The following is a 22,518-nucleotide window of genomic DNA, read 5'->3' as shown; positions in this document are numbered from 1 at the left end:
CCCAATGGGAGAGGGTTTTTTAGCGGCTTCTGCTGCGCTGACCGGCGCGGTCGCCGCCGGGACGGTCGCCTTCGCGGCGCCAGCGGATCGACAGGCTGGCGTCGCCTTCGCCGCCGAACTTGGAACTGACGGCCAGGTTGCGGCGCACCTGCCATTCGACGTTGACCGCCGCTCCGCCTTCGCCGCCGCCGATGATCTCCAGATAGACGTCGTCGGTGATGTAGCGCCCGCCGGCGACGGTCAGGCTGGAGGCCTCGCCGCCGAAGGACAGACGATCCAGGCCCGCCAGCTGGCGCAGGTTGCCGATCACGTCGAAGCCGCCGCCGCCGGCCAGAGAGGCCACGGCCGAAGCCAGTTGGGCCGCTTCGAAGCCCGACAGTTGCGAGGCCGAGCGTCCGAACAGGACCTGTGACAGGATTTCGTCCTGAGGCAGGGAGGGGGTCGAGGTCAGTTCGATCTTGGGTTGGGCCGCCGTGCCGGTCACCTTGATGGCTGCGGTCAAGGTGGGGTCCTCGCGCACCGCCTGAAGGTTCAGGCGTATGCGGGCCGGATCGGTGGACAGGGAGACAGATCCGCTGTCGTCGAAGACGAAGCGCTTGCCCGCGAACTCATAGTCGCCGCGCACGACGTTGGCGGTGCCGGTCAGCAGAGGCTGGGCGATGGTGCCGCGCACGCGGGCGTTGGCCGTCAGCTCGACGTTCAGGCCGCGCCCGCGCACATGGATTTCGCGTCCGGTCAGATTGAGGTTCAGACCGATCTGCGGGCCTCGGGCCCTGGTCTCGGTCTCGACCGGATCGCCGCCGGGGCGGTTGATCTCGACCACATCCATCTTCACCACGCCGTTGGAGCCGGGCAGGTTGGGCGAGATGTTCGCATCGTCGATGTCCAGATCGCCGCTCAGCTGGATATTGCCGTCGGCGCCGCGCACCGCCGTGATCACCCCGTTGGCGCGGGCTTCTGCGATGTCATTGTCGATGACGCGAAAACGGGTCAGTTCCAGCCGCAGGGTGGAGCCTGAGCCCTGACGCAGGCCCAGATTGCCGTTGCCGGTCACTGTGCCCTTGGCGCCGTCGGCGGCCTCGAATCGTTCGATGACGGCCTGACTGTCGTCGAAGCGGCTGGCCAGGGTCACGCTTTCAAGACGCAGACCGGTGACGCTGTCGCGGAAGGCGCCCTGGGTCAGATCCATCCGGCCGTTCAGCCGGGGTGCGTTCAGCGTGCCGGCGAGGGAGGCGCGCGCCGCGACCTGGCCGGACAAGGACTGGGCGCCGCCCAGGAACAGGTCCCAGATGGGCTGGATCTGGCCATTGATGGCGATCTGGCCGGACATGTCACGCGTACGGGCGATCGCCAGACGCAGGGGCGCGGCCGAAGCCTCGACCGGGAGGCTGACGTCGGCCGAGGCCTGAACCGCCGAGCCGTCGTTGGCCTGGGCCCGGATGCGCAGGACGTTGTCGGTCAGATCGGCGCTCAGCGTGCCGTCCACGGCCAGGCCGCGTGGCGCGTCGATGCTGCGCAACTGCTTCAGATCGACATTGGCCGAGCCGTTGAGCGTATCGCCCGAGCCCTGCAACGAGACGCGGCCGGTGATCTGGCCTCTCAGGTCGGGCGCCAGGGAGCCCATTTCGACATTGGTCAGTTCGGCCTGGATGGCGCTGCCCTGCTTGTCCTGACGCAGTTCGCCAGCCAGGACGCCGCCGCCGACGCCGAGATCGACGCGGACCACGCGACCGTCGCCGTTCAGGGCGATGATGGCGGGCGTACGGGTGGTGAAGGCGACCTCGCGCACGCGGCCGCCGCCGCGCAGGGTAACGGACTGAGCCGGACCCTGGCGCGAATACTCGCCCGTGCCGTTGAATTGAACCGGGTTGGGGCCGCCGACATCGGCGGACAGGGTGAAAGGCAGGCGATCCAGCGTGCCCTGACCCTTGAGCGACAGGTTGCGCACGACCCAGGTTGACCCGGCCAGGCGAACGTTGCGGCCGGTGACGTCGAGGACGGCGCTCTGATTGCCGCCGCCGTCGGTCAGGCGCACGCGCCCATTGGCTTCGCCGGAAGCCAGGAAGGCGCCCTGACGCGCGGTGAAGGTCAGGTCGGCGCTGGACGGGTAGTTGTTGGACAGGGCGAGCGCGCCCTGGGCCGTCACGCCGCCGGCGTTGACGTCTACGTCGGTCAGGCGGATCTGCTTGCCGCCAAGGAAGAAGTTCCCCGAGGCGCGCGCCGGACCATAGTTGGAGCCTGCATTGACGACAACGCGGCCGTCGGAAGCGTCAGTTCCCTTGCGGAAGCTGAGGATCAGGTCGGCGTTGGTCAGGATCAGGCCGCCCGCCGACACCTTGTCGAAGGCGGCGCGCAGGTCGGCGCGGGGCTGGGCCAGGGTGCCGGTCAGGGCGCCGTCACCGCTCATGGCGCCGTCGATGGCCACGGGGCCGACGCCGAACGGGCCGCGCGCGTCCCAGTCCAGGGCGAGGCGCAGCTTGCCGCCCTCGATCAGGCCCTTGGCGCCCATGCGGCCGGCGGCGCCGGTCAGTTCGCTGCTGTCGATGGACAGGACGCCGTGGTTCCACGATCCGGCGGCTTTCAGGCGTGGGGTCTGGCCCAGCAGGCGGTCCAGTTCGTCCATGCCGATGGTCATTCCGGAGCCGCGCCCGTCGAAGCTGAGCGTCCATGGCGTGTCGCCGCGCGCCTTGCCGGCCTGGATCGGGCCCTTGAACGCGCCCTTGGCGCCGGGGCGGATGCGCGAGATGTCGGTGATGTCGGCGTCGCCGCGGAAGCTGAGGCCGCCGGTGATGCTGCGCCCGCCTGAGCCGGTGAGCGTCAGGGCCTGACCGCGCCCGTCGATCTTCTTCAGCACATAGGCGCCGTCGGGGGTGCGCGAGCCCTGAAGCTGTACACGCGGCGTGGCGCCCAGCAGGGCGCCGATGATGCCGGCGGTCGAGCCGCCGACCGCGCGGGCGTCGGTGGTGATGTCGAACTGACCCTTGTTCACGGCGATGTCGAGCGGCCCCGAGATGCGGGCGGCGCGGTAGCTGGCCAGGTCGGCGTTCCGAAGGCTGGCCGAACCCTGCAGGGTCCAGGTCCTGGCGTCGCCCCTGAAGACGCCGGTGTAGGTGGTGGCCTCGGCCAGGGTGAAACCGACCAGGCGGGTGAGCGACGGCGTGGTGATCGTCAGGTTGACGCCGTCAGGCGCGGTGCGGTCCTTGAGGTGGATCAGGCCGCGCGCATTGGACTGGATGTTGTCGGCGCTCAGGGTCCAGGCGACGCCCTGAAAGCCTTCGCGGGTCTTGTCCGGCACGGCGGCGAAACCGAAGCGGGCGGTGCGGCCGATGCGCTCGACGAAGGGGGCCAGCAGGTCCGAGCCCGAGAAGTCGGCATTGCCGCCGATGCGCGCGCCGTCCTTGCCGTAGCGGCCCTTGACCGACAGGGGGATGAAGTCGCCCGTCTTGACCTCGATGTCGACGATCGCGCCGTTGACCACGGCGATAGCCGAGAAGGGCTTGTCCGGGGAGTAGCCCAGGGCGCCGGCGATGGGGCCGCCCTGGGCTTCACTGGCGCGCAGGTTGACGCGCAGGTCCTCGGGCTTCTGGCCAATGATGGCTTTCAGCAGCAGGTGGTCGCCCTTGCGGTTCAGGCTGAAGGCGTCGACGTTGACGACCTTGTCGCCCTTGCGCGGGATCTCGGCGTCGCCGCTCAGGGTCCAGCGACCGTACTCCTTGGAGAAGTCCTCCATCAGTTCGACGTTGGCGCGGAACTTGTCGATGTCGACCGTGATGGCTTGCGGACCGCCCGGCTCGGTGCGGGGTTCAAGCAGGGGGCGGCGTATGACGCGGATCTGGTCGGCGCTGATCTCGGTGGCGTGGAAGCGGCGCAGAAGCAGGGGCCAGTAGGACCAGTCCACGCGGACATTGGTCGCCTCCAGCCAGACGCCGTCCTGGTCCGTCACCGTGACGCGGCCCAGGGTGAAGTCGTCGAAGAGATCGCCCTTCAAGCCCTCGACGTTGATGCGGCCATAGCGACTGATCTTCTTGCCGGCGACGAAGCTGGTGATCAGCTCACGCCCGGAATCCGAGACCAGATACATCCGCCCGCCAACCGCCAGGACGATGGTCAGGGCCAGCAGGACGGCGACCACGATCCCGCTGATGAAGGCGATCAGTTGCAGGCGGGTGCGCTTGCGCCTTTCCGCCTTGGCTGGCGTGTCGGCGGCGGCTTCCGCTTCGGGTTCGTGAGGCGGAGGAGTGTCGGTCAAAACGCCTGGCCGATGCTGATGTAGAGCTGGAAGTTGGAGTCGCCCTCGCGCTTGTCCAGCGGAATGGCGATGTCGGCGCGGACCGGGCCGAAGGGCAGCTTGTAGCGCACGCCGACACCCGCGCCGTAACGCATGTTATTGAAGTTGGGCGTTTCCTGGAAACCCACCGCGCCGGCGTCGAGGAAGGCGACGGCCTGGAACTTGGCGCCGATGTCGTGGCGGACTTCCAGCGAGGTCTCGAACAGCGACAGACCGCCGCGCGGGGTGTTGTCGGGCAGGCGCGGGTTGATGCTCTGATAGGAATAGCCCCGCACCGAGCCGCCGCCGCCGGAATAGAACAGGCGATCCGACGGCACCGTCAGCTCCGCGCCGCCGATGATGGAGCCGAGGCGTGCGCGGCCCGCCAGAATGGTCTTGGCGCCGTCCTGTAGCGGCAGGTAGGCGGTCGCCTGGCCCTCGGTCTTCAGGAACAGGACCGTGTCCTCGCCGGCGACGGCGGTCGGCTGGGCCGAGACGTAGAGGCGATAGCCGCGGGTCGGATCGAGCGGGTCGTTGGACCGGTCCATGAAGGCGGCGGCGCGCCCTGTGACGATGGCCAGATCGCGGTCGAAGGTGATCGGCGCCTGGGTGATCGGGTCGAAGCGGTTTTCCGTATACTGACCGGCATCGACGCCCAGACCGTAGGTGAAGAAGGAGGTCTTGCCGATCCGCTGCGACAGGTCGGCGTTCAGGCTGACGGCGCTGCGATCATAGGCGTCGGTCTGTTCGTTGACGAGGTAGGAGGACAGTCGCAGCGTCCGTCCCGGCTTGCGCCAGTGGGGCAGGCTGACCTCACCGCCAAGGCGGCTGTCGATGCTGGCGTAGCGACCGCCGTATTTCACGGTTGCCGCCCGACCGAAGCGGTTGAAACGGGTCTGGAAGATATCGACGCCGACGCCCTCGGCGGTCGAATAGGTGGCGCCCGCTTCCAGCAGACTGCGCGCGCGATCGGACAGGCCGACGACAACCGGGCGCAGGCCTTCAGGCGTCATCTGATCAGGCGCGGCCAGGGAGACATTGACGCCGTCATAGACGCCGGTGTCCAGCAGGCGTCGCTCCAGTTCGGCCACGTCCTCGGGATCATAGCGATCACCCGCCTTCCAGGGCGCAAGGCCGGCCACCCAGTCAGGATTGGTCGAGCCGCGCGTGCGGACCTGAATCCCGTCCAGACGGACCAGGGCGCCCGAGGCGATGTTGAAATTGGGCTGGACGGTGAAGCTGGCGTGATCGACCACCACGCGCCGGGGCTCAGCCTTGGCGTCGGCATAGCCCTCGCGGCTCAGGCTGGCCACGATGCGGCCCTCGGCGGCCAGGACATCGGCGGCGCGGCCCGGTTCGCCCGGCGTCAGGGCGAGATCCTTGGTCACGACCTGTTCAGTGACGGCGTCGGGAGCAGGCGCGACCCAGGTGACCGTGGTCTCGCCCAGGACGAAGCGGCGGCCGGGCGTAACGGCGACGACGGCGACCGGCGTGTCTTCACCTTCGACATCGTCCTGCAGCGTCGGCTGATAATAGCCCTCGGATCGCAACAGGGCCTGTGCGGCCTCCATCGCGCTGCGGGCGCGGCGCCTCGCTTCGAAGCGGTTGGCGGGGGCGGCGTCGGCACGACCCACCGCCTGCTCCAGTTGACGGCGCAGTTCGGCGTCGATCTCGCCGCGGATCTGGGCTTTGGGCACGTCGGCGAGTGCGGCGTGCCCGCAAGCGGCCCATAGCGCCAGACCGCCGATCAGGTGGCCGGCGAGAAGAAGTTTGGGCCTCGACGTCAAACGGGAACCTCGGGTCAGAGGGTCTTGAGCGGCGCATGGCCGCTGTACCGACGGAATCAGTAGAACAGCGTATCGCTTTCAGGCTGCACCGTCTGTTCCGAGGTGCGGTTTTCCGGCGGAAGGGCGTCCACCGGCGGCGGCGCATCGGTGGGGATGGGCGCTTCGGCCACGGCCGGGGCGGCCGAATCTTCGGCGGCGGGTGCAACCGGCTCTTCGCTCTGGATTTCGACCGCTTCGTAGTCGCTCTCCTGATGCGGTTTGTCGCATGAGGCCAGGAAGGCCGCGGCGCTCAAGCTGGTCGCGAGCAGTAAACGTTTTACAATCAACTGGTTCATCTGAGTCATCTTCCCCCTGTGGGGTGGCAAACGCCGTCTGCGGCGCAGGGTTCCTTCCCCCTTGTTGACCGAACGAGAATGAACCGCAACTGAACCCGCGGGGCCACAGGAGCCGGAAATCAGGCCAGCCAGTTTTTCAAGGCCTGCTCCAGCGGCAGACTGAGGCGTTGCGCGCTGACCGGCGACGGCTTTTCGGCGAATCGTGGGGCTGGGGCGGGTTGGACGACCCCGGCCTCGACGAAGGTCGCTCGCGCGCGATTGTGCGGGTGGTTCGCGGCTTCGGTCAGGGTCAGGACCGGGGTGACGCAGGCTTCGGTTCCGGCGAAATGGGCGGCCCAGTCGTCGCGGTCGCGCGCGGCGAACAGGGCGGCGAAACGGGCCTGCAGCGCGGGCCAGCCGTCGCGGTCGAACTGGGGCGCTTCCTCCGGCGTCAGGCCCAGGCCGTTGATCAGGGCGGCGTAGAAGCGGGGCTCCAGCGCCCCCACGGCGACGAAACCGCCGTCCCGACAGGCGTAGCAGCGATAGAAGGGTGCGCCGCCGTCCAGCAGATTGGTTCCACGCTGGTCGCCCCACAGACCGCGCGCGCGCAGGGCGTGGAACAGGCTGGTCAGCAGGGCCGAGCCGTCGGTCATGGCGGCGTCCACGATGCGCCCGCGTCCGGTGGTCTTCGCCTCCAGCAGGGCCGCCAGGACGCCGCTCACCAGCATCATGGCCCCGCCGCCATAGTCGCCGATCAGATTCAGCGGAGGAGGGGGCGGCTGATCGCCCGAGCCCATCGGATAAAGGGCGCCGGACAGGGCGATGTAATTGATGTCATGGCCAACCTGATCCGCCATCGGTCCGGTCTGCCCCCAACCGGTGACACGGCCATAGACCAGGCGCGGGTTGCGCGCGGCGCAGACCTCGGGGCCAAGGCCAAGGCGCTCCATGACGCCGGGACGGAAACCTTCGATCAGGGCGTCGGCGCTCTCGATCAGGGTCAGGACCCTGTCGCGGTCTCCGGTTGATTTCAGATCGACCGGAACAGCCGTGCGTCCGCGGTGCAGGACTTCGCCCCCGACCTCGTCGAACACGGCGGCGGGAGCGCTTCCGCCGCGCGTCAGGCGCAGCACCTCGGCTCCCATGTCGGCCAGCACCATGCCGGCGAAGGTGACCGGCCCAAGGCCGTCCAATTCGATGATGCGCAGTCCAGCAAGCGGTCCCATGACGCCAAGCTAAACCGGAAGCGCGAAAAGCCGCACGAGTTTCTCATGGCGCTCCATGATGCGGCGTCGAGACGTTTTCCTCATAAAATGCGCATCTTCCCGCGCGGCGGCCCTTGACCTCCATCCGCGAATGAACCAGAAACCGCCTCCGCAAACAGGCGCTGCGCCTGTCGGCGGTGAAACAGTCCAAGAGACTGATTTCAAAGAGTGTGCGCCCCTAGCTCAGTTGGTTAGAGCATCTGACTTTTAATCAGAGGGTCCTCGGTTCGAGCCCGAGGGGGCGTACCATCTCCCTTATAGTTCGATTGCGCCTTCGCGAGCGCGCGACGGGTATTCGCTGTTTGGCGAACGTTGAATTTCATGAAGGATTGCGTTTTCCTGTCGTCGGCTGCGACGGGAGGGACGTATGGCGAACAGCGAAACCGAGATTCAAGGCTTTGACGCGCGTCTGAATGCGCTGATCGAGGAAGTGCGGCGAAAGGCTGACGCCCTTGTCGATGAGGCGAGCCGCGCTGCAGACGAGCAGGCCAAGACCGCTGTGGCGCAGGCGGTGGCAGACGTGAAACGCAGGAGCCTCCAACTGGCCACCTTGACTATAGGGGTCTTGCTGCTTGCTGCCACCACCGTTGGCTATATGGCGATGAAGGACTTCATGGCCCTGCAGACGCAGGTTATTTCCGCACAGAAGGACATATCCGATACGAAAGCGCGTCTGGCCGAAGCCGTGCGTCAGGCCAATGAAGATCAGAGACGAATCGCAGAGATCAGGGCGAGTCTGGAGCGGCGGACCACAGCGGCGAACGGCAGGTGAGGCACAGCGACAGGCCTTCACCATTTGGCGTCGCCATGGTCTAAGGCGCAATGCACAAGCTTCTGGTCGCCATTTCCGTCTCGCTGACTTTGGCCGGTTGTAACGCAGGGGCCTCTGCGCGCGGCGGCGCCCAGCAGGTCGGGGCGGGCCTGGGCGATGCGGTCACGGCGCCGCTGGATGATCTGAACCTGCGCCGTCAGGAAATCCCGACCGTCCTGCTGCAGGCCGAGAGCAATCCCTATGACCTGCGCAATCTGACCCACTGCCGCACCATCGCCGCCGAGATCGCGCGGCTGGACGAGGCCCTGGGTCCGGACACCGATGCGCCGCCGTCGCAGGACGGGTCCTACATGAGCGAGCGGGCGGCCGATGCGGCGGCAGGCGCCACGCTGGACGCCGTGCGCGGGGCCGTGACCGACTTCATCCCGGCGCGTAGCTGGGTCCGTCGTCTGAGCGGCGCGGACGCCCACAGCAAGCATGTGCAGTCGGCCATTCAGGCAGGCCTGCGCCGCCGGTCCTTCCTCAAGGGCGTGGGGATGCAGCGCAACTGCGCGCCGCCGGCGGCCCCGGCGGGGTTCGTGCCCCGCCAGACCCGTGGTTGGACGGGCGGCTAGGCCTTCAGGTGCCGGGCGCGGAAGTCGCGCCGGAACTGTTCGAAGCGACCTTCGCTGATGGCCTCGCGCATGGCTGCGGTCAGCGCCTGGAAGAAGGCGATGTTGTGCCAGCTCAGCAGGATCTTGCCGAGGATCTCGTCGGCGCGGATCAGATGGTGCAGGTACGCCTTTGAATAGTCGTTGGACGCGGGGCAGGGCACGCCCATGTCCAGCGGGTCCTGATCCTCGGCGAAGCGGGCGTTCTTGATGTTGATCGGCCCGTCCCAGGTCCAGGCCTGGCCGTGGCGCCCGGCGCGGGTGGGCAGGACGCAGTCGAACATGTCGACGCCGCGATACACCGCCTCGACCAGGTCGATCGGCTTGCCGACACCCATCAGATAGCGAGGGCGATCTTTCGGCAGGAACTCGGGCGCGAAGTCCAGAACCTCGCACATGGCCTCATGGCCCTCGCCGACGGCCAGGCCGCCGATGGCGTAGCCGTCGAAGCCGATCTCCTGCAGGCGTTCCGAGGATTCGCGGCGCAGGTTCTCATAGGTCGAGCCCTGCTGGATGCCGAACAGGGCCTGCGTATCGCGCGTGCCGAAGGCGTTCTTGGACCGCTGCGCCCAGCGCGCTGACAGCTCCATGCCCTGACGGGCGCGCTTTTCTTCGGCGGGCCAAGCCACGCATTCATCCAGCTGCATGACGATGTCCGAGCCGAGGCGGTCGGCCTGAATCTGGATCGAGCGTTCCGGCGTCAGGACGTGCTTCGAACCGTCGATATGGCTGGAGAAGGTCACGGCCTCCTCGGTCAGCTTGGAAATGCCCGACAGGCTCATGACCTGGAAGCCGCCGGAGTCCGTCAGGATCGGCTTGTCCCAGCGCATGAAGTTATGAAGGCCGCCGAGGCGCTCCATCCGCTCGGGGCCGGGGCGCAGCATTAGGTGATAGGTGTTGCCCAGCAGGATGTCGGCGCCGGTCTGCTTGACCTGATCCACCGTCATCGCCTTGACCGTGGCGGCGGTGCCGACGGGCATGAAGGCGGGGGTGCGGATGTCGCCGCGCGGGGTCTTCAGCACGCCGGTGCGGGCGCGGCCTTCGTTGGCGGAAATTTCAAACGGGAAGGGCAACAGGTAACTCCGCTCATCCCGGCGGGCGCCGGAATTCAGACTTTAGCCACGCGCGCATGGCGCACTCATGGCTCTCAAACATAAGGGCTCGAAGGACCTAGCGCAGGCTTTCCAGCATTTCGGCGCGTTGCAGGTCCTTGGGGCGGCCGAACAGGCGGCAGGTCTCGATCTGCTCCTCGATCGAGGGGGTGAAGACGGTGAAGTCTTCGAGCACGATCGGCACGCGGGTCGAGAAGATGACGGGTGTCCAGTCGCCCCCGGCGCGTACGTCCATATTGGCCATGACGTCCAGCGGCACGGGCGTGGTCAGGATCTGGCCGAAGACCTGCGAACGGAACAGGCCTTCGCCGGGATCGGGCGTGACCTGGCCATGCAGGGCTTCGATCAGGCGGCGGGCGTCGCGCGGGCTGCACAGGATGTCGATGTCGGGCGCGCGCCAGTCCTGTAGGCCCCACAGCACCATGGCCGCCCCGCCGAAGATCCACCACGGGTCCTGCATCTCGCTCGCCGCCGAGGCGAGGATGTCCAGAGAGGCGGCGAAATCGTCGGGCAGGTCTTCGGTCATGCGTCCTTCCTGAACAGCAGGCTCCCGTCGCCATAAGAATAGAAGCGATAGCCGCTGTCGATGGCGTGGGCGTAGGCGGCGCGCATGGTCTCCAGGCCCGCAAAGGCGCTGACCAGCATGAACAGGGTCGACTTCGGCAGGTGGAAGTTGGTCATCAGCACGTCGCAGGCGCGGAAGCGATAGCCCGGCGTGATGAAGATGGCCGTGTCGCCGTGGAAGGGCCGGACCACGCCGTCCTCGGTCGTGGCGCTTTCCAGCAGGCGCAGCGAGGTGGTGCCGACGCAGACGATGCGCCCGCCCGCCGCGCGCACGGCGTTCAGGGCGGCGGCGGTTTCGGGCGAGACCTCGCCCCACTCGGAGTGCATCTTGTGGTCGGCGGTGTCGTCGGCCTTGACCGGCAGGAAGGTGCCGGCGCCGACGTGCAGGGTCACGGCGTGGGTGCTGACGCCGCGCGCACGGATGGCCTCCAGCAGTTCGGGGGTGAAGTGCAGACCCGCGGTGGGCGCGGCGACCGAGCCGTCATAGGCGGCAAAGACCGTCTGATAATCCTTCAGGTCGCGGTCGTCCTCGGGCCGCTTGGCTGCGATATAGGGGGGCAGGGGCATGACCCCGACGTCGCGAATGGCGTCGTCCAGCGCCGGGCCGGCCAGGTCAAAGCGCAGGGTGATCAGGCCGTCTTCGTTCTTGGCCTCGATGACAGCGTCGAGACGGCCCAGTTCGCAGGCGCCGTCAGACTGTCGTCCGAAGCGCACCCGATCGCCTACCTTCAGCCGCTTGCCCGGCTTCATGAAGGCGGACCAGACGTCCGGGGCGTCGCGGTGGTGCAGGGTGGCCTCGACCTCGACGGTCAGGGTGTCGCCTTCAGGCCCACCGACCACGGGATTGGGACGCTGGCGCACGCCCGACAGGCGGGCCGGGATCACCCGCGTGTCGTTGAACACCAGGGCGTCGCCGGGCTGCAGGAAGTCCGGCAGGTCGCGGATGATGCGGTCGTCCAGCGCGCCGTCCCTGACCACCAGCAGGCGTGCGGAATCGCGCGGTTCGGCGGGGCGCAGCGCGATGCAGTCATCGGGCAGGTCGAAGTCGAAATCTGAGGTCAGCATGAGGTGGGGCAAAGGCCATGCCCGCGCCGGTGGGTCAAGGGTCGGCGGCCGATGGCGGAATTTCTGCTATCCTTGTTCGGCGTGGACGCAGGGGAGAGCGCATGGCGCGCGTGAGGACCGGCGCCGTCCTGAACGGCGGCTTCTATGTCGGCATGGCCCTGACCGGGCTGGCGGTGGTCCTGCTGGGCTTCTCGCGGACCTATCTGGCGCCGATGGCGCAGGGCGACTTCCAGGCGGCGGGGGTGGTTCACCTGCACGGCGCCCTGGCCTTCGGCTGGGTGCTGCTGTTCGTGTTGCAGCCTGGCCTGATCCGGGCGGAGCGTTACGGCGTTCACATGCGAACCGGCCTTCTGGGGCTGGGGCTGGCGACGGCGACGGCGATCACGGCGGTTCCGGTGGCGCTTCTGGCGGTCGCGCGCGACCTTGCGTCGGGATTTGGAGCCGGGGCGGTTTCCAGCCTGCCGGGCGTACTGACCTCGATGGCGATCTTTCTCGGTCTGGTGCTGGCGGGGGCCTGGGCCGCGTTTCGAGGGCGCGGGGCGGTTCACAAGCGGCTGATGCTGCTGGCGACCATCGTCGTGCTGTGGCCGGCCTGGTTCCGGTTGCGGCACTGGTTGCCGGGCGTGCCGGACCCGCAGTTCTGGCTGGGCGTCGTGGCGGCCGATTCCCTGATGTTCGCGGCCATGATCCGCGATCGTCTGGTCGAGGGGCGGGTGCATCCGGTCTGGCTGTGGGTGGGCGTGCCGATCTTCGTCGAGCAGACGCTGGAGGCGGTGTTTTACGACGCGCCGCTCTGGCGGTCGGTCGCGACCTTCCTGTACGAGGCCCTGTCCGGCCAGGCGGTTCCGCTCGCCTGACGCCCTGTCGTGCAAGGAGCACCCCATGACCGATCGCTATCTGGACGACCTGAGCGTCGGCGAGAGCTGGACGGGCGAGCCCTTCACCATGACGGAGGCCGAGATCGTCGCCTTTGCCCGGCAGTTCGACCCTCAGCCCATGCACGTGGACAAGGCGGCGGCCGAGGCGGGGCGCTTCGGCGGCCTGATCGCCAGTGGCTGGCACGTCTGCTCGCGGGTCATGCGTCAGTTCGTGGACGAGGCCTATTTCGGCCAGACGCCGCTGCTGGGCATGAACGTCGACGCCCTGTGGTGGGTGCGGCCGGTGCGGCCGGGCGACACCCTGACCGTTCGGCGCGAGATCATGGACATCCGTCCATCGAAGAGCCAGCCCGACCGGGGCGTGGTGCGCACCAAGACCTGGGTCACCAATCAGGAGGGCGATCTGGCCATGAGCTTCGAGAACCAGATGCAGTTGCCGCGGAACGCCGAAGCGCGGCTTTAGGCGCCGTCCGGGCGCAGGAACAGGGCCATGCCGATGGAGGCGGGCGCCGTGGGCTGGAAGCCGTACTGGGCATAGAGGCGGTGGGCCTCGCCATCCGCGATCAGGCTGATATAGGCCTCGGCCGGGACGGTGGCGCGCAGGTGCTCGACCAGGGCCGCCATGATCGCCTTGCCGAGACCCTGACCCTGATGGGCGGGATCGACGGCGATGTCGACGATCTGGAAGAAAAGCCCGCCGTCGCCGATCACCCGACCCATGCCGACCGCTTGACCGGCCTGATCCTCGATCACAACCGCGAAGACGGTGTTGGGCAGGCCGACCGTAGCGGCTTCGGCACTGCGCGGGGTCAGGCCCGAAATGGCTCTCAGCCGGCGATAGTCCTCGATAGCGGGCGTGCGGGCGACGATGCGGTAATCAGGGCTCATGCCGCTTAGCTAGCCGATGATCCGGCGGGCTGACAGGGGAACAAAAGTTGACGTGATGCTGCGGAGCCTTCAAAGCCCCTTCATGCTTCAGAACCTTGAAACCCTGTCCCGTGAGGCCCGTTCGTGGCCGTTTGAGCAAGCGCGCAATCTGCTGGCCCACGTGCTCAAGAAACGGCTGTCGGACGCGGAGCGCGATGCGGCGAAACTGCTGATCGACGCGGGCAAGGCGGATGAGGCTCTGGCGACCTTCGAGGCGCTGAACCGGCCGGTGATCCTGGAGACGGGTTACGGCCCGTCGGGCCTGCCGCACATGGGCACCTTCGGCGAGGTGGCGCGCACGACCATGGTGCGCAATGCCTTCCGCGCCCTGACCGGCGACCACTGGCGCACGCGCCTGATCGCCTTTTCGGACGACATGGACGGCCTGCGCAAGGTGCCTGAGGGCGTGCCCAACCCGGAGATGCTGCGCGAGGACCTGCACCTGCCGCTGACCAGGGTGCGCGACCCGTTCGGCACGCATGACAGCTTTGGCGCGCACAACAACGCCCGTCTGCGCGCCTTCCTCGACAGCTTCGGCTTCGAGTACGAGTTCATGTCCTCGACCGAGACCTATCGGTCGGGCCGGTTCGATGCGACCCTGCTGACCCTGCTGGAGCGCTTCGACAAGGTCATGGGCATCATGCTGCCGACCCTGGGCGAGGAGCGCCGCGCCACCTATTCGCCCTTCCTGCCGATCAGCCCGATCACCGGCCACGTGTTGCAGGTGCCGACGCTGGAGCGCAACGTCGAGCGCGGCACCATCGTCTTCGACGATCCGGCCGGCGGCCGCACCGAGGTCCCCGTCACCGGCGGCCATGTGAAGCTGCAGTGGAAGCCCGACTGGGCCATGCGCTGGACCGCGCTGGACGTCGACTATGAGATGTCGGGCAAGGACCTGATTGAGAGCGTGCGCGAGAGCGGCAAGATCTGTCGGGCCCTGGGCGGCACGCCGCCGGAAGGCTTCAACTACGAGCTCTTCCTCGACGTCGAGGGCAAGAAGATCTCCAAATCCAAGGGCAATGGCCTGACGATGGACGAATGGCTGCGCTACGGCACGCCCGAGAGCCTGAGCTGGTATATGTTCCAGTCGCCGAAGTCGGCCAAGAGCCTGCACTTCAACGTCATTCCGCGCGCGACGGACGACTATCTGTCCTTCATCGAGCAGTACAAGACGCAGGAACCGGCCAAACAGATCGACAACGCTGTCTGGCACATTCACTCAGGGACTCCGCCCGAGAGCGCCTCGCCGGTGTCCTTCGCTCTGCTGCTGAATCTGGTGGGCGTGGCCAACGCCTCCAGCAAGGACCAGCTGTGGGCCTATTTCGCCAAATACCTGCCGGACGCCACGCCCGACAACCAGCCGGTTCTGGATCGGCTGATGGGCTATGCGCTGAACTACTACGAGGACTTCGCGAAGCCCTCGAAGACCTATCGTCTGCCGGACGACAAGGAGAAGGCGGCGTTGCTGGATCTGGCGGAACGTCTGAAGGCCCTGCCGGCCGACACGACCGACGGCGAGATCATTCAGGGCGAGGTCTATGCGGTGGGCAAGGCGCATGAGTTCGAGCCGCTGCGGGCCTGGTTCCAGGCGCTCTACGAGGTCCTGTTGGGCGCCTCGCAAGGGCCGCGCTTCGGTTCGTTCGCGGCCATCTACGGTCTGCCCCAGACCATCGCCCTGATCGAAGCGGGCGCGAACGGCGAACTGGCCGCCTGATTGAGAATGGAGCCGCCGCGGGAAACCTCGGCGGCTTATTCTTTGGACGCTGCGGTGTTGATCGCGAAAGGCCCGCGTCATGGCCTCAAGTAGCCCGAAGGGCGGTACGCCAACGCCTCGGGCCTCAAGTAGCGCAAAGCGCGGTAGGCCCCCTGAGAAACATGAACCGAAAATAACGGCGAAGCCGGGGGAGCCTTCAGCTTCGCTGGCGCATTCTCCTCCTCACGACACTCGATGACAGGAGAGAGACATGTCGAAGTTCTTCAAGGCGGGTCTGGCCGCCACCGCTATGTTCGCTGCTCTGGGTTCGGCCGCCGTGCCGATGACCGCCAGCGCCATGCCGCAAGCTAACGGCATCACCAACTGCGACGCCCCGGGCGGTCGCCAGCAGGCGGGCGCCGCCATCGGCGCCGTGCTGGGCGGCCTGGCTGGCAGCCAGGTGTCCAAGAATGAGCGCGCCCTCGGCGCCGTGGTCGGCGCGGGCGCCGGCGCCGCCGCTGGCTCCTACATCGGCTGCAACCAGCAGCGCGCGCGTTCGGCCAATCAGGCGGCCTCCAACTCGTACCGCGCCACCTCGAACCTGCGCATCCGCACGGGTCCCGGCGCCAACTATCGCCAGACCGGCAGCCTGTCGGCCGGCCAGCCCTTCACCGCCGTCGGCTCGCAGGGCGAGTGGGTCCAGATCGCCGGCGGCGGCTGGGTGAACGCCCACTATGTTGCGCCGAACTAGGCGACCGACAGTTTGAGTGAGGAGAGGCCGTCCCGGTGGGGCGGCCTTTCTTTTTGGGCGAGCGGCCGTCTGGCCTGCTTCTTGTGCGCTACCGGCCTTCGGCCTGCTTGAGCACATTCTTTCTGCGCTACCGGCCGTTCGGCCTACATGAGCGCGGCTACTGGCTGACCCAGAGAATGCGGGCCATCCACAGGATGTCACGGCGGGGCAGGGCGCGGGGCGGATAGGCAGGATTGATCGAGACCAGTCGCACCTCGGCGGCGTTCATGGCGGCGATCTCCTTGGCCAGGGTTTCACCGCCGGTGGTGCGCACCGCCACCCGGTCGCCGCGCCGGACGTCCGACGCCTCCAGATCCACGATCACCCGGTCGCCGGGGCGATAGAGGGGCGCCATGGAATCCCCGTCGATGGTCAGGCTGATCAGGCTGTCCTTGCGCGTCGGCAGGTCGGTCTGGTCCCAGCCCTCGGCCAGCGGCAGACCGGCGTCGTCGAAGAAGCCGTCGGCGCCGGCCTTGGCCAGCCCCAGCAGTGGGATGGATCGGTCTTCGGCCGGGGAGTCGTCGGCGAGGGCCGCGAAGGCACCGAGCGAAATCCCCGTCGCCTCCAGAACCCGTGTCAGGCTCTCGGTCGAGGGCCAGCGCGGACGGGGCGGCTCGCCCGGGCCGAAGCGCTTGGAGGGGTTGAAGCTGGTGGCGTCCAGACCGGCGCGGCGGGCCAGGCCCGACGGCGACGCGCCTTCACGACGCGCCAGGGCGTCGAGGGCCTTCCAGAGCTTGGCGTGGGACAGGGGCATGACCCTGAAGCTATCGTCAAACGATAGGAATATCCACCTACTCCGCGTCCTGACCGATGGCGCGGCGCTCCTGCCAGGCCCAGAAGGTGCCGATGGCGATGGACAGCATGATGCCGTAGCCCGTCATATTGACGACGGTGTAGAAGGCCGAGATCGGGGTCGGAAGCTTCATCATCAGCATGACGTGGCTGGTGACGGCGAGAAGCTGCATGGCGCAGGCCCAGACGGGCCAGGATCGCGGCGCCTTCCAGACCATGGCGCCGAAAATGACCAGAAGAACGACGTCGATGGCGAAAACGCCCCACTGGACGCCGAAATAGCCTCCGGATGTCTGGACCATCACCGAGGCGAACCATGCGAACAGATAGGCGCCCGCGCCAATGCGCTCGGGTGGTCCGCCTTTCAGAAGGGCGAACATGCCGACTAGGACCATGAAGGCGGCGCCGACGTAGCCAGCAATGGTTTCAAACAACGAAGGCCCCCACTGTCATACGACAATGAGGGCCAGCATATCGCAAAGTCAGTGAGAACCGGAGAGCCGATCCTCTAGATTACCGTTATTTCACGCGACGCGCAGGTGGTCGCCCTTGCGGATCATCGGGCGGTCATCCCATTGGTCAGGCTTGTTGAGCGGGCCGGCGGCGTAGGTGCCGTAGCCGAGGCGACGGTGGTCCTTTTGCAGTTCGGCGTGACAGGCGACGACAGCGTCGCGAGCCGTGCTGAGAGCCATGATGGCTTCGACGGCCTTGGCCTGTGAGCCTGCTCCCGAAACCGGCGAGATCGACAGAGCGGCGCGGGCGCCGATCATGGCCTGGACCAGGGCAGTGGCGTGGGTGATGGCGTCATCCACGGCCTTTTCAGTGGCGTACAGTTCGCCAGCGACGCCGGCGATCACTTCGGTGCGATCCATGACTTTACCCCTCAATAAAGAAACACGAGCATTTCTTAACGCGCATTAAGGGTAAATGGTAGGGTTTTGTTTACCAAGGGTTACATTCTACCTTTGCGGTAGTTGAGTAACTTCAGGTTGAATCATCGTCGCCATCCAGAAGGAAGTGAGCCGTCAGGGAGGCGATGGGCTGGTCGCGTCGCTCCTGCCAGGCTTCGGCTGTCACATGGGCCACGCGGCGGCCCGCCTTGTTGATGTGCGCCTGGGCGAAGACGTCGGTCGGTCGTCCCGAGCGCAGGTAGGCCACGGTGACGTTGATCGGGCGCGGCAAACGAAGGCGAGGGTAGCTGAGCGAAACCTGGGCGACGGCTGTCATCTCCAGCAGGGCGGCGGTTGATCCGCCATGCAGGGCAGGCAGCATGGGATTGCCGATCAGGTGATCTGCAAAGGGCATGACGACGGACAGGTCGTCGCCGTTCAGCTGGGTGCGAAGGCCGAGAAAGCGGGCATAGGGCAGGCCGTCCAGAAGGGCGAAGGTCATGCGGATTCTCCCCGAACGGCGCCGGATCGGGCGCGGAGGTTGGCGCCGGCGCGATGGTCGCCCTCGGCGCTGATGACATAGGAGGATTGGGCAGCCGCGACAGGATCTGCGGGATCATCCTCGAAGGCCCAGGCGCGCACGAAGCCGATGCTGCGGGTCAATCGATAGCAGCGCGCTTCAGCGATCAGATCCCGACCGGGGATGGCGGCGCGCATATAGTCGACGCGAAGGTCCAGGGTGGCGATCGGTTGATAGGCCTTTAACCCCACCCAGACGGCCAAACCTCCGACATGGTCCAGCAGGGTGGTGACCAGGCCGCCCGCCAGGACGCCGGTTTCAGGATCGCCGACCAGGTCCTCGCGATAGGGGACCCTGAGGCGGACGCGGTCGCCCTCCAGCCCTTCGTACTGGAAGCCCAATGTGTGGGTGTGCGCCGATCCCGAAGCGAGTTGCGGCAGAAGATTGGTGAGGAACAGATCTGTCATTGAGACGTCCTTGGCTTGAGGGCGTCTGCGGGACGTTGCGTTCGCCGCAGACGCCTTTGGTGGCGCGCAGCGAGGAGGCTGTCCATAGGGGCGGCGTCCCGATCGGGACGCGAGACATGGGTCAGGCGGCGGGGCGTTCGGCCGTCGGCGCGCTTTCGGCGCCCATCTCGGTCGAGGCGGTCAGAGCCGCGTTCATGGCCATGCGTAGCCGTTCGGGCTTGATCGGCTTTTCAACCACGGCGGCCATGCCGACAGCCAGATAGTGCTTGGCGTCGTCGGGGTCGGCGTTGGCGGTCAGGGCCACGATGGGGATGTGGCGGCTGTTGTCGGAAAGGCCGCGAATGGCCAGGGTCGCCTGGACCCCGTCCATGCGCGGCATCTTGATGTCCATCAGGATGAGGTCGAACGGTCGAGCCTTGACGGCTTCAACGGCTTCTTGTCCGTCCTCGACGGTTTCCGAGGTGCAGCCGAACATTTCGCACAGGGCCTGGGCCACGACGCGATTGGTAGCGTTGTCGTCAGCGATCAGGACGTGCGGTCTGGCCTGCAGGTCCAGTTCGTCCAGGCTGGAGACGTTGGACGGCTCTGCCTGTTCGATGACCGCGCGCGGCGCCGACAGGTCGAAGGCGAAAGTGGCACCGCGACCGACGTTGTTTTCGGCCCAGATACGTCCGTCCATCTTCTCGATGACGTGGCGGCAGATCGACAGGCCCAGACCGCCGCCGTCAAGGTTGGCGGCATGATCGAAGATCTGATCCAGGCGGCTGGCGTCGATGCCGGGGCCGTCGTCGCGAACACGGGCTTCAAGGCGAATGCGGTCGCCAATGACATGGGCCTTGAGGCTGGCCTCGACCATGCCGTTGCGAGCAAACTTCAGGGCGTGACCGATCAGGTTGTTGAACACCTGGGTCAGGCGAGGGCCGTCCAGGACGCCAGCCAGCTCGGTGTCGCCCTCGTAGCCGACCATCAGGGTGACGCCGTCCTGAGCGGCTCTCGGGGCCCACAGGGTCTGAACCTGGTCCATCACGCCGCGCAGAGGGGTAGGGGCGGCCGCCAGCTCCAACTCGCCAGCCTCGGCCCGGGCCAGGTCCAGAGCATCCTGCAAGGTGTCCAGAGCGGAATCGGAGGAGTCGATGATGGTCTGGACATGAGCCAGGGCCGCGTCGTTCAGCGGCTGGCGCAGTAGCAGTTCAGCCACCGCCATGACGCCGTTCAGAGGCGTGCGCAGCTCGGTGTTCATCAAGCCCATGAACCGGCTGTTGGCGCGGGCGGCGGCGATGGCCTGGGTCTTGGCGTCGCTGAGGGCGCGCACCTGTTCGGCCAGGTCGTGATTTTGCTGTTGCTGGCTGTCGTTCACAGCGCGGAGCAGGGCCACCGCGGTGCCGACGCCGCGATAGGCGCCGTTGCGGGTGACGATGAAGCCGCGCATCAGGGCGCCGGGGCCGCTTTTCAGAATGATGTTGGAAAAGGCGTCTATGCGGACGCCGGCTTCGACCACGGCCGGTTCGGGGTCCATCACGTGCGTGACTTCGCGTGCGCCGTAGAGGCTATGTCCCAGCGGGCCGGCCAGCTTCATCAGGAAGTCGCCGCGTTCAATCAGGCCGATGGGTCGTTCGCCATCGACGACGGGGATGACCAGGGTGTCCGGCTCGCGCTCGAAACGCGCAAAGACCTCGGCCGCCATGGTAGTGGCGGTCACCGGCTCTACGCGCTCGGTCAGCACTTCGATCGTCGGCATACGGCCGGCACTCCAATATGGAGTTTTACATTTGGCGCTAACGCTTTGCGAAAGCGTTAAAGGCCCCCCGGGAAAATACGTAGATGACACCGATGGCGTGCGGCCTCCTTTGCCGCCGTCGCCCGTCTGGCGTATAGGGGGGACAGACCCTTCTTCTTTCGACCTTTTCTGGATGCGCGCGGCCGTCGGCCGACCGCAGGTTCGTCATGAGCGTTACGCCGCAAGTCTCTGAAACCTCTGCCCTTGTCCTGTTTTCAGGTGGGCAGGACAGCGCCACCTGCCTGGCCTGGGCGCTGGAGCGGTACGACCGGGTCGAGACCATCGGCTTCGACTACGGCCAGCGTCATGCCGTCGAGATGCAGGCGCGCCAGACGGTGCGCGAGCAGATGGTGAATGTCCTGCCGCAATGGGCCGACCGGCTGGGGCCGGATCATGTGGTCGACCTGACCGGCTTCGGGGCCATCGGCGAGACGGCCATGACCACGGATCGGGCCATCGAGGCCGATGCGCGCGGCCTGCCCAACACCTTCGTGCCGGGGCGCAACCTGATCTTCCTGGTGGCGGCGGCGGCCCTGGCCGACCGGCGGGGGCTGGAGGTCCTGGTCGGCGGCATGTGCGAGACCGACTTCTCCGGCTATCCCGACTGCCGCAACGACACGATCCAGGCGATGAGCCACGCCCTGACCCTGGGCCTGGCCAAGCCGTCGCCGATCGAGACGCCGCTGATGTTCCTGACCAAGGCCGAGACCTGGGCTCTGGCCGAGCGGATCGGCGGGCGGGCGCTGGTCGAGATGATCGTGGAGGCCAGCCACACCTGCTATCTGGGCGACCGGACGCATCGCCACGACTGGGGCTATGGCTGCGGAACCTGCCCGGCCTGCGAGCTGCGGGCGGCGGGCTACGCCGAATGGGCGGCGCGCGCGTGACCTATTCGGCCAAGGAAGTCTTTTTGACGGTGCAGGGCGAGGGTGGTCAGGCCGGGCGGCCCGCCGTCTTCCTGCGCTTCGCCGGCTGCAACCTGTGGAGCGGGCTGGAGCGGGATCGCGCCACCGCCGTCTGCACCTTCTGCGACACGGATTTCGTCGGGACCAACGGCGACGGCGGGGGCAAGTTCAAGACCGCCGATCTGATGGCCGACCATGTCGCCGGGATGTGGCGGGGTCGCGAGGGTGATCCCAAGTTGGTGGTCTGCACCGGGGGCGAGCCGCTGATGCAACTGGACGCGCCGCTGATCGAGGCCCTGCACGCGCGCGGGTTCGAGGTCGCCATCGAGTCAAACGGCACCATGGTCGCGCCCGAAGGAATCGACTGGATCTGCATCAGCCCCAAGGCCGACGCGCCTGTGGTCCAGACCTCGGGTCAGGAACTGAAGCTGGTCTTCCCCCAGCCCCTGGCCATGCCCGAGCGGTTCGAGGGCCTCGATTTCGAACGCTTCTGGCTGCAACCCATGGACGGCCCCGACCAGGCCGCCAACACCGCCGCCGCCATCGAATACTGCCTGACCCACCCGCAATGGCGGCTCAGCGTCCAGACGCACAAGTATATCGGGGTTCGGTAGGGGGGCGTGTGGGTGTCTGGTAGGGCTAGGAAACGGATTTTGGACAGGTTAGACTTCGGCGATGTCCACTTTGAACTTCGATTGGGATATTGTTGACGGCCAGACCGTGTTGGCTGTTATTGGCCGCAACGAACGAAGGCAATCCGACGCCTCGTTGGCTTGGGATCAGATCGCCTTCGTCTTAGACGAACGCGCTCTCATTCTTTCGGTGAATGACACTGATGAGCTCATCGTTGAGCTTTCGGCAGTCTCTGAGCCAGGTGACTGGTTGGAAGTCGCGTCTTTAAGCCGCTTTGTAGCAAAGCCTCTAGGTTGGGGCTGGGTAATCGCGAACTATCGAGGCTACAACGACGGCTTCATGGTCGCGTTCGGTGAAACCACCGATGGACTTGAGCCGAAACTGACCTTCCTTGCAGAAGGCTCTGCAATAATCTGTTTCCACATGACCGTCGCTAGGTAACGTCCGCGA

Annotated in this window: 23 protein-coding genes and 1 tRNA gene; 10 read left to right on the top strand and 14 right to left on the bottom strand. The window is 66.9% G+C overall.

Going from position 1 to position 22,518, the window contains the following annotated elements; all coding sequences use genetic code 11:
- Positions 1-19: 19 nt before the first annotated feature.
- The 4 genes from IFE19_RS10720 to IFE19_RS10705 form a co-directional block, all read right to left on the bottom strand.
- Positions 20-4,249 carry a translocation/assembly module TamB domain-containing protein gene (locus IFE19_RS10720; RefSeq protein ID WP_207822167.1) on the bottom strand — a complete coding sequence of 1,410 codons (4,230 nt, stop codon included), beginning with the start codon at positions 4,247-4,249 and terminating at the stop codon, positions 20-22.
- On the bottom strand, positions 4,246-6,054 hold the full coding sequence (locus IFE19_RS10715; RefSeq protein WP_207822165.1) for an autotransporter assembly complex protein TamA: 1,809 nt from the start codon (positions 6,052-6,054) through the stop codon (positions 4,246-4,248). Before IFE19_RS10715 ends, IFE19_RS10720 begins: the two co-directional genes overlap by 4 nt.
- A 56-nt stretch (positions 6,055-6,110) precedes the next feature.
- Entirely contained in the window at positions 6,111-6,389 is a 279-nt protein-coding gene (locus IFE19_RS10710) for a hypothetical protein (RefSeq protein WP_207822163.1), read from the bottom strand.
- A 119-nt stretch (positions 6,390-6,508) separates the two neighbouring features.
- A complete protein-coding gene (locus IFE19_RS10705; RefSeq protein ID WP_207822161.1) occupies positions 6,509-7,594 on the bottom strand; it encodes a CaiB/BaiF CoA transferase family protein in 1,086 nt (361 codons plus the stop codon).
- Positions 7,595-7,805: 211 nt separating this feature from the next.
- Between IFE19_RS10705 and IFE19_RS10700 the strand changes: the two genes are divergently transcribed.
- From IFE19_RS10700 to IFE19_RS10690, 3 genes are all read left to right on the top strand, one after another.
- A tRNA-Lys gene (locus tag IFE19_RS10700) sits at positions 7,806-7,882 on the top strand.
- 118 nt (positions 7,883-8,000) lie between these two features.
- On the top strand, positions 8,001-8,405 hold the full coding sequence (locus IFE19_RS10695; RefSeq protein ID WP_207822159.1) for a hypothetical protein: 405 nt from the start codon (positions 8,001-8,003) through the stop codon (positions 8,403-8,405).
- 50 nt (positions 8,406-8,455) lie between these two features.
- Complete coding sequence (locus IFE19_RS10690) at positions 8,456-9,019, top strand: hypothetical protein (protein WP_207822157.1); 564 nt, start codon at positions 8,456-8,458, stop codon at positions 9,017-9,019.
- On the opposite strand, the gene tgt is transcribed toward IFE19_RS10690, so the two are convergent.
- The 3 genes from tgt to queA all read right to left on the bottom strand — a co-directional run bounded on the left by tgt (position 9,016) and on the right by queA (position 11,796).
- Positions 9,016-10,131 carry a tRNA guanosine(34) transglycosylase Tgt gene (tgt, locus tag IFE19_RS10685; protein ID WP_207827564.1) on the bottom strand — a complete coding sequence of 372 codons (1,116 nt, stop codon included), beginning with the start codon at positions 10,129-10,131 and terminating at the stop codon, positions 9,016-9,018. The two genes, IFE19_RS10690 and tgt, sit on opposite strands and share 4 nt — an antisense overlap.
- Before the next feature lie 94 nt (positions 10,132-10,225).
- Positions 10,226-10,693: a hypothetical protein gene (locus tag IFE19_RS10680; protein WP_207822155.1), complete on the bottom strand. Its 468-nt coding sequence runs from the start codon at positions 10,691-10,693 to the stop codon at positions 10,226-10,228.
- Entirely contained in the window at positions 10,690-11,796 is a 1,107-nt protein-coding gene (queA, locus tag IFE19_RS10675; RefSeq protein WP_207822153.1) for a tRNA preQ1(34) S-adenosylmethionine ribosyltransferase-isomerase QueA, read from the bottom strand. The genes IFE19_RS10680 and queA overlap by 4 nt, the downstream gene beginning before the upstream one ends.
- 101 nt (positions 11,797-11,897) lie before the next feature.
- Here queA and IFE19_RS10670 point away from each other — a divergent pair, with 101 nt between their 5' ends.
- Positions 11,898-12,653 (top strand): hypothetical protein, encoded by a 756-nt coding sequence (locus IFE19_RS10670; RefSeq protein ID WP_207822151.1) that lies wholly within the window; start codon positions 11,898-11,900, stop codon positions 12,651-12,653.
- Between the two features lie 25 nt (positions 12,654-12,678).
- The gene (locus IFE19_RS10665) at positions 12,679-13,137 is read left to right on the top strand and encodes a MaoC family dehydratase (RefSeq protein WP_207822149.1); all 459 of its coding nucleotides are present in this window, start codon (positions 12,679-12,681) and stop codon (positions 13,135-13,137) included.
- On the opposite strand, the gene IFE19_RS10660 is transcribed toward IFE19_RS10665, so the two are convergent.
- Complete coding sequence (locus IFE19_RS10660; protein ID WP_207822148.1) at positions 13,134-13,562, bottom strand: GNAT family N-acetyltransferase; 429 nt, start codon at positions 13,560-13,562, stop codon at positions 13,134-13,136. The genes IFE19_RS10665 and IFE19_RS10660 overlap by 4 nt on opposite strands.
- Positions 13,563-13,644: 82 nt before the next feature.
- Here IFE19_RS10660 and IFE19_RS10655 point away from each other — a divergent pair, with 82 nt between their 5' ends.
- Both IFE19_RS10655 and IFE19_RS10650 read left to right on the top strand, forming a co-directional pair.
- Positions 13,645-15,315, top strand: a complete 1,671-nt coding sequence (locus tag IFE19_RS10655) for a lysine--tRNA ligase (protein WP_207822146.1) — start codon at positions 13,645-13,647, stop codon at positions 15,313-15,315.
- A 250-nt stretch (positions 15,316-15,565) separates the two neighbouring features.
- Positions 15,566-16,045, top strand: a complete 480-nt coding sequence (locus tag IFE19_RS10650; protein ID WP_207822144.1) for an SH3 domain-containing protein — start codon at positions 15,566-15,568, stop codon at positions 16,043-16,045.
- A gap of 157 nt (positions 16,046-16,202) precedes the next feature.
- Here the strand turns inward: IFE19_RS10650 and IFE19_RS10645 are convergent, their stop codons facing one another.
- The 6 genes from IFE19_RS10645 to IFE19_RS10620 all read right to left on the bottom strand — a co-directional run bounded on the left by IFE19_RS10645 (position 16,203) and on the right by IFE19_RS10620 (position 20,491).
- Positions 16,203-16,838 carry a S24 family peptidase gene (locus IFE19_RS10645; RefSeq protein ID WP_207822142.1) on the bottom strand — a complete coding sequence of 212 codons (636 nt, stop codon included), beginning with the start codon at positions 16,836-16,838 and terminating at the stop codon, positions 16,203-16,205.
- A 37-nt stretch (positions 16,839-16,875) separates the two neighbouring features.
- Positions 16,876-17,310, bottom strand: coding sequence for a hypothetical protein (locus IFE19_RS10640; protein ID WP_225910245.1), 435 nt, complete (start codon positions 17,308-17,310; stop codon positions 16,876-16,878).
- 90 nt (positions 17,311-17,400) lie between these two features.
- Entirely contained in the window at positions 17,401-17,748 is a 348-nt protein-coding gene (locus IFE19_RS10635) for a hypothetical protein (protein ID WP_207822141.1), read from the bottom strand.
- A gap of 112 nt (positions 17,749-17,860) precedes the next feature.
- Positions 17,861-18,268, bottom strand: coding sequence for a PaaI family thioesterase (locus IFE19_RS10630; RefSeq protein WP_207822139.1), 408 nt, complete (start codon positions 18,266-18,268; stop codon positions 17,861-17,863).
- Positions 18,265-18,753 carry a PaaI family thioesterase gene (locus IFE19_RS10625; protein WP_207822137.1) on the bottom strand — a complete coding sequence of 163 codons (489 nt, stop codon included), beginning with the start codon at positions 18,751-18,753 and terminating at the stop codon, positions 18,265-18,267. The genes IFE19_RS10630 and IFE19_RS10625 overlap by 4 nt, the downstream gene beginning before the upstream one ends.
- A 121-nt stretch (positions 18,754-18,874) precedes the next feature.
- Positions 18,875-20,491, bottom strand: a complete 1,617-nt coding sequence (locus IFE19_RS10620; protein WP_207822135.1) for a response regulator — start codon at positions 20,489-20,491, stop codon at positions 18,875-18,877.
- Positions 20,492-20,697: 206 nt separating this feature from the next.
- On the opposite strand from IFE19_RS10620, the gene queC reads away from it, so the two are divergent.
- From queC to IFE19_RS10605, 3 genes are all read left to right on the top strand, one after another.
- Positions 20,698-21,417: a 7-cyano-7-deazaguanine synthase QueC gene (gene queC / locus IFE19_RS10615; protein ID WP_207822133.1), complete on the top strand. Its 720-nt coding sequence runs from the start codon at positions 20,698-20,700 to the stop codon at positions 21,415-21,417.
- On the top strand, positions 21,414-22,049 hold the full coding sequence (gene queE / locus IFE19_RS10610; RefSeq protein WP_207827560.1) for a 7-carboxy-7-deazaguanine synthase: 636 nt from the start codon (positions 21,414-21,416) through the stop codon (positions 22,047-22,049). The genes queC and queE overlap by 4 nt, the downstream gene beginning before the upstream one ends.
- Positions 22,050-22,110: 61 nt before the next feature.
- A complete protein-coding gene (locus IFE19_RS10605) occupies positions 22,111-22,509 on the top strand; it encodes a DUF6334 family protein (RefSeq protein ID WP_207822131.1) in 399 nt (132 codons plus the stop codon).
- The last annotated feature ends 9 nt before the right edge of the window (positions 22,510-22,518 follow it).

It is taken from the genome of Brevundimonas pondensis, from assembly GCF_017487345.1.
Lineage (GTDB): Bacteria > Pseudomonadota > Alphaproteobacteria > Caulobacterales > Caulobacteraceae > Brevundimonas > Brevundimonas pondensis.
The sequence above is the reverse complement of the archived record's forward strand: the minus strand, read 5'-3'. Positions and strand labels throughout refer to the sequence as shown.